At 42.7% G+C, this 14034-nt stretch carries 8 protein-coding genes; 1 reads left to right on the forward strand and 7 read right to left on the reverse strand.

From position 1 onward, the window contains the following. Positions 1-17: 17 nt before the first annotated feature. The 6 genes from HXT47_RS06005 to HXT47_RS06030 form a co-directional block, all read right to left on the reverse strand. The gene (locus HXT47_RS06005; RefSeq protein ID WP_116442890.1) at positions 18-1814 is read right to left on the reverse strand and encodes an ABC transporter ATP-binding protein; all 1797 of its coding nucleotides are present in this window, start codon (positions 1812-1814) and stop codon (positions 18-20) included. Positions 1815-1816: 2 nt separating this feature from the next. Next, a complete protein-coding gene (locus HXT47_RS06010; protein ID WP_116442889.1) occupies positions 1817-3631 on the reverse strand; it encodes an ABC transporter transmembrane domain-containing protein in 1815 nt (604 codons plus the stop codon). 179 nt (positions 3632-3810) lie between these two features. Continuing rightward, positions 3811-5553 (reverse strand): ABC transporter family substrate-binding protein, encoded by a 1743-nt coding sequence (locus HXT47_RS06015; protein WP_421789035.1) that lies wholly within the window; start codon positions 5551-5553, stop codon positions 3811-3813. Positions 5554-5876: 323 nt separating this feature from the next. Continuing rightward, positions 5877-7766, reverse strand: coding sequence for an ABC transporter ATP-binding protein (locus tag HXT47_RS06020; protein ID WP_004104711.1), 1890 nt, complete (start codon positions 7764-7766; stop codon positions 5877-5879). Positions 7767-7787: 21 nt separating this feature from the next. After that, a complete protein-coding gene (locus tag HXT47_RS06025; protein WP_004104713.1) occupies positions 7788-8735 on the reverse strand; it encodes an ABC transporter permease in 948 nt (315 codons plus the stop codon). Between the two features lie 24 nt (positions 8736-8759). Next, positions 8760-9743 (reverse strand): ABC transporter permease, encoded by a 984-nt coding sequence (locus HXT47_RS06030; protein WP_012914500.1) that lies wholly within the window; start codon positions 9741-9743, stop codon positions 8760-8762. 562 nt (positions 9744-10305) lie between these two features. Between HXT47_RS06030 and HXT47_RS06035 the strand changes: the two genes are divergently transcribed. Next, positions 10306-11745: an aminopeptidase C gene (locus tag HXT47_RS06035; protein WP_064340619.1), complete on the forward strand. Its 1440-nt coding sequence runs from the start codon at positions 10306-10308 to the stop codon at positions 11743-11745. 341 nt (positions 11746-12086) lie between these two features. Here the strand turns inward: HXT47_RS06035 and metG are convergent, their stop codons facing one another. Further along, the gene (metG, locus tag HXT47_RS06040; RefSeq protein WP_004118486.1) at positions 12087-13958 is read right to left on the reverse strand and encodes a methionine--tRNA ligase; all 1872 of its coding nucleotides are present in this window, start codon (positions 13956-13958) and stop codon (positions 12087-12089) included. Positions 13959-14034 lie beyond the last annotated feature (76 nt).

Below are 14034 nucleotides of genomic sequence, written 5' to 3' on the forward strand. Positions count from 1 at the left end.
TATTGAATGATAAGTATTTATAAAACTGCTTTGCGAATTGCATCATATTGCGATTTTACAAGACGATAATACGCTCCTCTTGCCTCCATAAGCTCGTTATGAGTGCCTTTTTCAACAATTTCTCCATGATCGATTACACAAATCAAATCCGCATTCTCAATCGTCGAAAGCCTATGCGCTATTACAAAAGATGTGCGATTTTTAAGTAATTGAGCTAATCCTGCCTGTAATGCTTCTTCTGTACGAGTATCAATATTACTTGTTGCCTCATCTAGAATAAGAATTCGCGGATTCGCAAGCAATACTCGCGCAAACGATATAAGCTGACGCTGACCTGCAGAAAGAGTGGCTCCGCGCTCTTCAATTTCAGTATCGTATCCGTTCGGTAATCCTTCAATAAATTCGTGAGCATGAACTGCGCGCGCTGCATTCTCAATTTCTTCATCAGTGGCATCGAGCTTCCCATAACGGATGTTCTCGCGTACGGTTCCACTGAAAATAAAGCTATCTTGCAACATTACGCCCATTTGTTTTCTAAGAGATGCGAGCGTTACTGAACGTACATCGTACCCGTCTATAGTAATCGAGCCTTCTGAAACGTCGTAGAATCTAGAAAGAAGACTTACAAGAGTTGTTTTTCCTGCGCCAGTAGGCCCCACAAGAGCTACAGTAGTACCAGGATTAACATGCAAATCAACCAAGTTCAATATTGGCCTTCCATCTTCTTCGTAACGGAAAACAACGTCATTTACGTCTACTTTTCCTTCGATCTGAGGCAATTGAATAGCATCTGGCTTATCTACAATATTTGGCTTAATTCGTAAAGTTTCAAAAATTCGTTCCAAATAAACTGAGCACGTTACAAGTTGCGTGTAGAAGTTTCCAATATTTACTACTGGATCCCAGAAAGTAGTCGAATACCAAACAAATGCTATAAGCGTGCCCGTGCTCACGTTCATTGCACCTAAGTTTGCTATGCCAGCGTAATACAAAAGCGCTATTGCTGCAGTCTCAATAATTGAAGCACCAGGCCAAAGTAACATTTGCACTCTAACGTTTCGCATCCAAGCACTTCTTACTTCTGCTTGTTGCTCTTGAAAAGTAGTGTATGCCATAGCTTCTCGCGCAAAAGTTTGCGTTGTTTTTACTCCTGCGATTGATTCATGCAAATACGCATTTAAATTACTTTGTTTATTTGATAACTTTTTAGACGCTTTTCTTTGCAAAATTTGTAAAGTTCGCGTCCAAATTATAAATATTGGGAATAGCGCCAAGCTCCACAAAGCCATTCGCCAATCTATAACAAACATTGTTATTAATGTAATAATAAGCACAAAAACGTCAGAAAATACGTTAATTAAACCGGATGAAAGCGTGTCAGAAAGCGTATTGATGTAGTTTACAATGCGAATCAGAATTTTCCCATGCGGACGCGAATCAAAATAATCAAAAGACAATGATTGCACATGCGTAAAAATATCGCGACGCATGTCTTTGATTATCATCTGGCCGATGCGTGTAATCGCTAAAGTTCTGTATGCTAAACCGAGTTCATACAATATAATGAGCACTGCAAATACTGCAATAATTGTATATAAATAATTGACGTTTTTCTGAGGCAATACAACGTCGATTAGCGTTTTTGTAATCATTGGCATCGCTGTCATAATTATGCTGCCGCTAATAACTACCATAATTACGAATAGAAGTTTAGTAGCATACGGCTTCATATATTTTCTAACGCGCATAAGTTCGTGCACGTTTATGTGTTCTTCTTGACCTTCGTCTTCACGATAAGTATTACGTTGTGCCATTTCTACTCCCCCTTCGTTTCGAATCCTGCAGACCTGCCAGTTTTAAAGCCAAGTTGCTTTCTATAAATCTCCCAATACCTCCCGTGCGCTGCAACAAGCTGAGCATGCGTGCCGCGTTCAACAATTTTCCCGTGATCTAGCACAACAATCATGTCTGCATCTTTAACGGATGAAATTCTGTGCGCAATAGTGATTATTGTGCGCGTGCCATCAAGCTTTTTCAGCTCCTGCTGAATATGCTCTTCCGTTTCCATATCTACAGCAGAAGTTGTATCGTCCATAATCAAGATTGCAGGATTATTTGCCAACGCTCTAGCTAAGCTCAAACGCTGCTTTTGCCCACCAGAAAGACCTACCCCACGCTCGCCTACTACTGTTTCATAGCCTTCTGGCATATCCATAATAAAATCGTCTGCTGCAGCAATTGTTGCCATCGTGCGAATGGTATTATCTAATTCCTTACAATTTTCTTTAGTTTGAGGTAATCCAAAACTAATATTTCCTGCAATAGTGTCCGAAAATAGGAATGTTTCCTGCGCAACTATGCTAACTTGGTTACGAACAGTTTCTAACGGCCATTCGCGCACGTCTTTTCCGTCAATTAAAACACGACCACGCGTAGGATCATAGAATCTTGCTATAAGACTTACGAGAGTTGATTTGCCGGAACCAGTTTCACCAAGAATACCCAGTTTGCTTCCAGCAGGAACGTCTAAATCAATATCTTTTAAGATTGGAGAGTCTTGATCGTCTGGGAATGAAAAATCAACATGCTCAAAAGTAATTTTACCTCTAATTTTAACGGTTTCGTCCGCTTCTTTTGGATGTCTAATATGCGATTCTTGCGTAAGAAGTTTGCGAATATTCACGCATCCTGCGTTAAAACGCTGCCAATCATTAATAAGCCAGCCCACCATTCGTACAGGCATGTGTAGCATCCAAAGGAAGCTATTAAAAGTGACGAATGCACCTAAAGTCATGTTGCCATTCAAAACAAGCCATCCGCCGAAACCAACTGTTATAAGCTCAAGCACAAAACCCATGCCATCGAGCCAAGGCATGTATTTTTGAGTATTTTTTGCAAGCGTAATATTGCAATTAAAGTAGTCTTCGTTGCACTTATCGAATTTCTTAGTTTCGTAATCCTCACGCACGAAAGCTTTTACTACGCGATTCCCCTCGATATTTTCTTCCACCATTGAATTCATGCGCGCAAAGGATTCACGAATTGCAAGGAATTTCGGTCTAGCTTTTTTGCCCATAATTTTTGCGAGCAGAAACAAAAATGGCGTAATTGACATAAGTGCTAAAGCGAGCTTCCACTGAATTGAAAACATTATAACCAGCGCTAACACGAACATTACTACACAATCTAACGCCATATACGAAACCCAACTTAAAATATGACGAATCGCGTCAGTATCCGATGTCATACGACTCATAATGTCGCCTGTGCGCGTGTGATTAAAGTACGTAAAATCGAGAGAATGAAGCTTTTCGTACTCGTCGCTCACCAGGCGATACACGGCATTTTGACCAAACTTTTCCATTAAAAGCTGGTAAATATACCTTGAGCCAACGCGAACAATCATCATCGCAACCATTAAAACGCATACGCTTATAAGCAAATTATGCTGTTTGCCAATAATGATTTTGTCCACAATAAAGCCAGAAAGCAACGGCATTGTCATTGCCATCGTGTCATTGATAATAAATAGAAAAATAGCAAGCCAAACTTTCCACATGTCCGGCTTACAGTATTGCAATACCCAGCGCACGTTACTCGCATCTTTGCGTTTATTCGGATTGACGTACATGCGCCAGCTTCTCCTTTGTTTCCGATTTTGCTTTTTGAGACTTAATTTTAAATTTATACTATTTTCTCACATTAGCATACACAAAAAGATGTGGCGTGTAGCCAAAAGACTACACGCCACATGCTATAAGTTAAGCAATCAGCTTAGTAAACTTGCGCGAATTATCGCTACAAATTTACTTACTTCTGCCAGCCCATATCCTCTGGGTAGGTGCTTGCGTAACCAGCAGGGCCGTTGTTAGCAAAGCCCTTCTTGAACACCTGGTAAATAGGAGGAGCAGAAACTGGAAGAGTTCCGTAGAGTGCGAGAGCTGCAGACTCTGCCTTGTTTGCATAATCAGTCTGTTCCTTGTAATCGTAGGTCTTGCCGACCTTATCGAGCATGGCATCAATCTTCTTGTTGCCAACGAGACCGAGGTTGGAATCGCTGTCAGACTTGTAAACCTGGCTTGCTGCAGACAAGAAGCTCAATGGAGATGTGGACTGCCATGCCAATGGAAGCACCTGGTACTCGTGCGAAGCAACAACCTCGGAGAACTTAGCAACAGCATGGTTCACAGTCTTGCACTTAATTCCAGCCTTCTTCATCATGGCCTGGAATGCGTTAGCAAGAGCTGCCTGAGTAGAATCGTCGCCGAAGAAGGTGAAGGAAATCTCAAGAGTCTTGCCATTCTTGGCGTAGTAGCCATCCTTGCCCATCTTGTAACCAGCAGCTTCAAGGGTCTTCTTAGCGTTTTCGGTGTTGTACTTGCCGTCAGCAGGAAGATTGTTCTTGTAGCCAGCCTGGAACATGGAGAGAAGCTCAGAACCTGGCTGCTCGCTCTTCCAGTTCATGCCCTGGAACTGAATCTTGTTGTAGGTAGCAACGTCGAATGCCTGAACAATAGCCTTACGAACTGCAAGCTCGTTAAGTGGCTTGGACTTAGCGTTGAAGTTAAGCACGCGAACCTTGGTGCTGTAGCCGTAACGGAGCTGAGCACCCTTAACGCTACGAGCAGACTTGATTGCGTCCTTAGCAGAAATGCTATCGGTTACAGCATCGATTTCACCGTTCTGGAAAGCGTTCAAAGCTGCGGTATCTTCCATACGCTTTACAACAACCTTATCGAGCTTTGCCTTCTTACCCCACCACTTTGGATTGCGGGTGAAAACAACCTGATTTTCGGTTGCGGATTCAATCTGGAATGGACCTGCACCCCACTCGTTGTGAGGATTGTTTACCCAACCCTGGTTGAAGGTCTTAACGTCACCGGCCTTTGGATGAACCAGTGGAGCGAAAAGCATTTCCCATGTTGCGCATGGCTTCTCATAAGTCACTATAACCTGCTTTGGAGTGGAACCTTGTTCAACACTCTTGATGCAGTCATAGCCTTCAGTACTTGGGACGGAGTAATCCTTGTTCTTTCCGTTCAAAGCCTGCCAAGTAGCCTTAAATGCGGTGTAATCAATATCAGTGCCATCATTCCACTTGGCCTTTGGGTTCAAGTTGTACTGAACAACAAGTGGCTTATCGCTAACCTTCTTGACGGAAGTAATGTAGTCAGGGTTGTACTTAAGCTTTTCACCCTTAACGGTGTCATAAGCCATAAGATTTGGCTGGTAGAAGCCCCACAAAGTATTCATGTAACCAGAGTTACCGTCGTTAGAAGCGTAATTCCAGTTTGGACCGAGAACAGGAAGAGCAACGGTGTAAGTGCCGCCGTCCTTAACGTTGTCACGTGACTGTGGATTATCGTAACGCTTGTTGACATCTGGCATTGGAAGTTCGCCAGTGTAAGAAGTGTCAACACCAGCAGCTGGCTCTTCAGTCATACCTGCTTTACCAGCATTGTTAGTAGCACCGCCGCAAGCGCCGAGCAGCATTGCAACAGAAAGTGCAGCTGCGGCAAATACAGTCAGTTTACCTGCATTTGTATTTTTCATGATTCCTCTCATTCCCCGGATGATGTCCGTCTTCCGGTATGTTGTATGAGTATATACAACTCTATGACATTCGACAAATCGTTTTCACAAAATATTGATTTTTTTCTTTTCAACTTTATGAAAATTAGTCAAAAAAGAATAATTTATTATCTATAATGAGCAAAACAGAAAATTTTTTAGTTTATTTTGGATAAAAAACAAAATATATTACGTTTTTTAAATTTATGTTACACAATAAAAAGTCGCGCATGTTGTAATAAACATGCGCGACTAAGTAATTTATTCAGGTTGATGAAGATTAACTAAAATCAACAAGTCATGAATTACCTAACATCGTCAAAATTATCTTCTTCAGAAAGAATAATACGCTTACGGTTCTTCTCAATTGTAGGATCCGGAATTGGCACAGCGCTAATCAAAGCCTGAGTGTAAGGGTGCTTTGGATTATCAAACACCTCATCCGTTTCACCAGATTCAACAATTCGACCGTGATACATAACAGCAATTCGGCTAGAAATATGTCGAACAACAGCCATGTTATGCGCCACGAACAAGTAAGCAACACCCAACTTGTCTTGCAAATCTTCAAGCAAGTTAATAATTCCAGCCTGAATAGAAACATCCAAAGCCGAAACTGGCTCATCAAGAAGCAAAAGCTTAGGATTCACAGCCAAAGCGCGAGCAATAGCGATACGCTGACGCTGGCCGCCGGAGAACTGCGTTGGGAAGCGATCAACTTGATCAGGATTCAACTCAACCAATTGCATAAGCTCAGCAATACGCTGGCGAATTTCTTCCTTCGACTTCTTTTGCACAAGCAAAGGCTCGGCCAAAATATCGTAAACAAGCATACGAGGATCAAGAGAACTCATTGGATCCTGGAACACGTACTGAATCTTAGAACGAAGTTCGCGACGCTGCTCACGAGTCAACTTATCGTTCAACTCAGTACCAAAAACTGTAATAGAACCAGACTCAGGCTTCTTCAAGCCCATAATCTCCATCAAAGTCGTGGACTTACCAGAACCAGACTCGCCAACCAAAGCCACAGTTTCGCCTTCACGAACCTCAATACTCACACCATCAACCGCGCGAACTTCGCCAACCTTACGTCGCAAGAAGCCGCCGCTAGTAATTGGGAATGTTTTAACCAAGTTCTTAACATCCAAAACAACTTTTCGTTGCTCACGAGGAATGCCTTCAAACATTGGCTTAATTGGCTTTTCGGTTTCCGCATGAAGCAGCGAGCGAACAGTTTCGCTTTCCGCTTCAAGACCAATCATAGTGCTGTCGTCGCCGCTCTCTTCTTCAGCCATAAGCATATCCATAGTCGGCTTAGAAATTGGAGTCAAACGACGAGTGCGCTTTTGATCAACGCGAGGAACAGCGCCCAACAAGCCAATAGTGTACGGCTGAGTTGGGTGAGCAAAAATCTCCTCAACGCTATTATGCTCAACCAAATGGCCCGCGTACATAACAATAACTTCGTCTGCAACGCCAGCAATTACGCCCAAATCGTGAGTAATGAAAATCATTGCAGCGCCGGTTTCGCGCTGAGCTTTCTTCAAAACTTCCAAAACCTGAGCCTGAATAGTCACATCCAAAGCGGTAGTAGGCTCGTCTGCAATAATAATATCCGGATCGTTAGCAATTGCCATAGCAATCATCACGCGCTGGCGCATACCACCAGAAAACTCGTGAGGGAAAGCCTTCAAACGCTCAGCCGGCTTAGTAATACCAACCAAATCAAGCAATTCAATAGAACGCTCGCGAATCTGCTCTTCGCTCATGTCCGGGTTATGAATAACCAAAGCTTCCTTAAGCTGATCACCAATAGAGAAAACTGGAGTTAAAGCAGAAAGAGGATCCTGGAAAACCATGGCAATATTCTTGCCACGAATCTTACTCATCTCAAGATCAGTTTTAGTAAGAAGCTCCTCGCCCTTATACTTAACCGAACCTTTAACACTAGCATTCTTATCGAGTAAGCCCATCACAGCCAAAGAAGTAACCGACTTACCGGAACCGGACTCGCCAACGATACCAATAGTCTTTCCGCGGTACAAATCAAAATTCATTCCGCGCACAGCATGCACAGTACCAGCTTCAGAAGCGAAGCTAACTTGCAAGTCGCGTACTGAAAGCAACGGTTCGTTGTTTTGATCTTCCATCGTGGTTTCTTCCTTAATAGCGTTATTTGCAATATCAGTCATGTTTATCACTCCAAACGCTCGTTAGTCGGCCTTACCAACAGACCTAGAATATGGATCAATGGCATCACGCAAACCGTCACCAATAAGCTGCACGGAGAAGGTTAGCAAAACAAGCACTGCAGACGGCACCAAAAGCACCCACGGAGAAGTCTGCACAACGCTTTGGCCAGCATTAAGCAAAGTACCAAGAGAAGTATCCGGAGCCTTAATACCAAGGCCCAAGAAGCTCAAAGCAGTTTCGCCGTTAATCGCACCAATAACACCAAGAACCGTGTTAATAATCAATACAGAACCCAAGTTTGGAACCAAGTGGCGCACAATAATGCGGAACGAAGAAACGCCCTCGAACTTAGCTGCACGAACATACTCACGTTCGCGCAAGCTCAAAGTCAACGTACGAAGAGTACGAGCGTAACCAATCCAACCAAAAGCTGTTAAGCCAAATGCCAACCACAGCCAATCGCTACCACCACTAGAAGCACTAATGATTAAAGCAATCAGCAGGAAGGAAGGAACAATCAGCAGCATGTCCAGAAGCCACATACCAACCTGCTCAAACCATCCTTCGAAGTAAGAAATGGCAGTACCAACCAAAGCAGCAATAACTGTAATGGTAATAGAGCTAACAATACCAATGGAAAGTGAACGGCCAAGTCCGCGCACAACCATTGCGTACATGTCTGAACCGCCTGGCGTAGTGCCAAGCCAATGCTCTGCAGAAGGAGGAGTTGCTAGAGAAGAAAAGTCTGGTTCGTCGTAGCTCCACTTTGAAATCTTTGAGCCAAACAAAGCAAAAAGAATCAAAATTACAAGCATAACCAAGCCCACAACTGCAGACGGGCGACGGAAGAATCGACGCGTATAAAGCGTCATCTTACCAGTGCGTTTAAAGTTGCCCCAGGCACCAGCAGTAGCTTTTCTATCTGCAGCAGACTCTTGAGGTTTTGAAGATACATCTTTTTTATTCATATCAAATTCACCTACACTGTTCTGCTAGTTCAAACGAATACGTGGGTCGAGCCAAGCAGAGAAGATATCTGCAAGCAGAGCACCAACTAAGGTACATACAGCACCAAACGCTGCAATAGCAACAGAACCGTTAATATCGTTCTGCATAATGGTCTGAACGAAGTAGCTACCAAGACCGTTAATAGCAAACACGGTTTCAGTAATCACAGCACCCGTAAACACGCCTGCAATAGAGAAGGCGACGTCAACAGCTGTTGGAATCAAAGAAGTACGCAAAGCGTGGCGGCGAATAGCCAAATTCAAAGGTAAGCCCTTAGCGCGAGCCGTACGAACGTAATCAGCATTCATAGTATCGAGAAGATACGTGCGCTGCGTTAAATGATACCCAACCATGCCAGGAATTGTCATAACAATCGTCGGCAAAATCAAATGCTGAAGGAAGTCAAGAAGGAACATGAACGGGTCAGAACCCTGGTAAGAGTGCAAACCAGTAACGTAGAAAAGTCGCACGCCTGTTGCGCGGTTAATGCTAATAGCAGCAAGCACAACCATCAAACCCAAAACTGCTGCAGGAACAACCAGCAGGAAGGTTGCGGTGGAATTAAGAACTCTATCTTGCCACTTGTACTGACGGATAGCAGTGTAAACACCAACGCTAACACCGAGAACAATGCCAAGAATTGTAGCGCCAGTAACCAGCTGAACAGATGCGCCAATACGAGACATAATTGCCGGACCAACTGGAGCCTGATCTGGACTCAATCCCCAATCCCACTTAGTAAAAATGTTGTAAATCCAACGGCAATAACGAGTAAACACTGGAGTCTGGTCGTTAATATTTGCCAAATCCAAAGAACGGTTGATTGATGCAATAGGTGGATGCGGATGCCTAGACATGTAGTTCGAACGCGGTCTCATAAAAGCACTTGTCAAGAAATACGTCATGGATACGGCAACAAACAACATCACCACATAATTCAGGCATCGTTTAACGATGTATCGTATCATTGTGACTCTTTTCTACGACTAGCCATTTTTTACCTCCATTCGGCATCCATAAATCTTGTGATTTACAGTATTGCCGATCTAACACTCGACCTTGAAAAAGGCGTGTTTGAATCGACCCTTGTCAATCCGGACACATAATTAGTATATTTTTAGCCAAGCTATGTACAAAGAGACAAACAGAAAATATTTTTGCACAGCACTTTTCTCAATATCCAAGGGAAAAATTTCGTATATATAAGTTACATTATACATATCTAAACATGCAAAAAAGCGCAAAATATCAGTGATTTCTAGCTATATTTTTACACAAAGATATGTATTTTAAAATCAAAAAAGTATTTTTATACATACAAAATACGTTTTATAAGCAAATATAATAAATTCAAAATTTAATTACAAAAACTGAATATTTACCGAAAAAATTGTAGTTTTACTAAAATAATTAATAGTATTCAAGCAAATGCCGAAAATAGGCATAGACAAGAAACACACGCGAGACATTGAGCAGTATACAATATTTTTTATTCGTACTTTCAACTCTAAAAGGAGAATGAATAAGCTCATGGCTGAAAACATCAAAGCCGTAACTCTGGAACATGTAAAAAATTATTCCAAACATTTTAACGAACAGCGCGCAAATCTTCTCGCCGCGAATGCAGCAGTAACAAATGGTGTGCTTAAAGCCGCAACAAGCTACCAAGGCAAGCGTGCTCTTCCTCGCGAATTCTCAATAGAATTAAAACAAGGCAGCATTACCAATCAGAAGCGCTCCGGACGCTGCTGGATGTTCGCCTCACTTAATACTTTGCGCTACGAAGTAATGCATAAGTGGAATTTAGACGACTTTGAGTTTTCAGAAAGCTACCTATTCTTCTGGGACAAGATTGAAAAAGCAAACGCTTATTTGGAAAATGTGCTTTCAACACTTGATGAAGATGTTAATAGCCGACTTTTTGAGAGCATTAACTATGGTCCAATCGATGACGGCGGCTGGTGGCAAATGTTCGTCAACTTGGTAAACAAGTACGGACTTGTGCCAAAGAGTGCATATCCAGATTCACAGAACTCAGTCGACTCTGATGCATTCGTACAGTACATCAATACCAAGTTGCGCGAGTTTGCATACGAATTGCGTGAAGCTCATAAGAACGGAACTTCTTTGGAAGAATTGCGCGAAATGAAAGTTCGCGATTTGGAAACCGTTTATCGCATGACAACTATTGCCCTGGGTGAACCACCTGCACAGTTTGACTTCTTCGCGCGAACTAAAGATGACGACGATAAGAAGGACGGCGAAAAAGACGAAACCAAGAAAGATAGCGAGAAAACCAGCAAAGCTGACAAGCCAAAAACCGGCAAAGATGAGCGTCCAATGATTTGTGAATATGGAATTACTCCACTTGAGTTCGCAAAGAAGTACGTCCCAGTTGACGTAAACGACTTCGTAACAATATGCAACGCGCCTATGGAACGCACACCATTCAACAAGCTCTACCAATTCAAGTACAGCACCAACGTAGCTGAAACAAAGGAAATGGAATTTGTTAATGTGCCTCTCGATGTATTCAAAAAAGCAGCTGTAGACCAATTAAAAGATGGTCATCCAATCTGGTTTGCATGCGATTGCACACAGTTCTCCTTGCGTGACAGTGGATTCTTCGATCCTGCAGTTGTGCGCGTAGATGAATTGTTTGATGTGAAGTTTACATTCGATAAAGCTCACGGTTTGGAATATATGGATTGCCCAGGAAATCACGCAATGACATTCACTGGCGTAAATCTTAATAAAGATGGCGATCCAGATCGCTGGAAGATCGAGAACAGCTGGGGCAAGGATGCTGGCGAAGACGGCTATTATGTTGGCTCAGCAGAGTGGTTCGATCGTTATGTGAACGAAATAATCATCAACAAAAAGTACCTTGACAAAGAAACTTTAGCTGTATTGGATCAAGAACCAGTAATGCTTGAACCATGGGCGCCACTTTCGAAGCGTTGCCGTTAAATAGTTACCATTAAAATTAAGTTTGGTAACCGTGTGAGCGCAGATTGCTTTTGCAGTCTGCGCTTTTATTGTTGTTTTATTTATTTTTTATTTTTCATAAATTAAAAAGAAGCCCGGCGGGAAGAGAAACCCGCCGGGGCAGAGAGAAAGAGAGAAGAAGGTTTCAATTATGGGGTTCGAAAACGAACCTCGCTAATGGCGAACCATTAACACATGTTAGTATAGCTAAACATTCGTCCAAAGAAAAGAGTTTTTCCTTAAAATTTCCTTAAAATATTTTCTTTTAGAGAACCATTTGCTATGTTTTCTAATTTTATAATTTATTTATTGAAAATTTCAACCTATTTCTCACTATTTTCCAAAGATTTTTTTGCTGCAGCAAGTCTTTCTGCCTCGACACGCTGACGCTCGGACAAGGCAGATGCGAAACGCTCAAGCTCCTCCTCAACTGCTTCTTTTGGAATCTTGGCAAAAATAGGACTTGGCTTAGGCACAGGCGTACCTGCTACCAACTCCTCACTCTCCCAAGGATGAACAGTTTCCCCCAAGCGATAATCGCCCGTAATAATCGGATACTTGAAGTCTGGATTATCCAAATCTTCAACTTCTTCAATATGAGGCAAAGGCGAGAATACGCCAGTGCCACCAAGTGCTTCCCAAACTTTTTGAGCTGCATGAGGCAAGAATGGCGCAAGCAGATGATTAGCATCCGAAACAGCCTGAGCTGCAACATGCAACACAGTACCAAGGCGAGCCTCATCATCTTTAATTTTCCAAGGCTCAGTTGCAGAAATATATTTATTAATATCCGCAACTACTCGCATTGCTTCAGTAAGAGCATTCTTCTGACGATGACGCTCAATCAAACTACCGACCAAAGCAAAAGCATCAGAAGTTTGATCGAGAAGAGCGCGATCCATTGCAGTCATAGAATCTTCGTCAAGAGGAGGGATTACACCAAAGTTCTTATTAATAAGATTTGCCACACGATTGACAAGATTACCCCAGCTTGCAGCAAGCTCTTCGTTATTATGGCGAGCAAACTCAGCCCAAGTAAAATCAGCATCAGAATTTTCTGGACCAGCAATAGAAATGTAGTAACGCACAGCATCTACAGGGTAACGCGCCAAAATATCCTTCACATAAATCACGATTCCGCGCGAAGAGCTGAACTTCTTGCCTTCCATAGTCATGAACTCAGAAGCAACAACCTGTTCAGGCATGTTCAATGGACCATAAACGCCAGCCTCACCACCTTTAGAACCAGCACCGTTGTAGGCAAGCATTTCCGAAGGCCAAATCTGAGAATGGAAAGTAATGTTATCTTTGCCCATGAAGTAGTATCCAGGAGACTTAGGATCACACCACCAATCACGCCAAGCGTCTGGCTTGCCTTGTCGACGAGCCCATTCAATAGATGCAGACAAGTATCCAATAACAGCGTCAAACCACACATACAGACGCTTATTCGGATTATCAATCCATCCTTCAACAGGAACAGGAATACCCCAATCAATATCACGCGTAATAGCTCGCGGCTTTACTTCATTAAATAATCCAAGCGAGAAATTAATAACATTCGTGCGCCAACCTTCGCGAGAATGAAGCCAATTAACATTCGCCTCAGCCAAAGCAGGCAGGTCTAGGAAATAATGTTCAGTTTCTTCAAAGCGCGGAGTTTCACCATTAATTTTAGAAACTGGATTAATAAGCTCATCCGGATCAAGCTCGTTTCCACAAGCATCACATTGATCGCCACGAGCACCATCTGCGCCACACAATGGGCATGTGCCTTCAATATAACGATCTGGCAAAGTACGACCAGTGGAAGGAGAAATAGCAACCTTCTGAGTGCCCTTGTAAATATAGCCGTTCTTTAAGCACTGACGGAACATTTCTTGCACAACATGCTCGTGATTTGCAGTAGTAGTACGCGTGAACAAATCGTAGCTCAAACCTAAATCGCACAAATCCTTAGTAATCACACGATTATAACGATTAGCAAGCTCTTGTGCAGAAACGCCTTCCTTATCTGCTTCAACCAAAATAGGTGTGCCGTGCTCATCCGTGCCAGACACCATTAATACGTCATTACCTTTCATGCGCTCGTAACGCGCATACACGTCCGACGGAACCCCGAAACCTGCAACGTGACCAATATGACGAGGACCGTTAGCATACGGCCAAGCAACATTCACCAAAATATGACTCATAGACAATTATTATCTTGTTCAACGCGGACAGTACATAAGAACATTGCAAAAAGAATCCCAAAATATACGAGAAAAC

Source organism: Gardnerella sp. DNF01205 (genome assembly GCF_049244135.1).
Taxonomy (GTDB): Bacteria; Actinomycetota; Actinomycetes; order Actinomycetales; family Bifidobacteriaceae; genus Bifidobacterium; species Bifidobacterium leopoldii.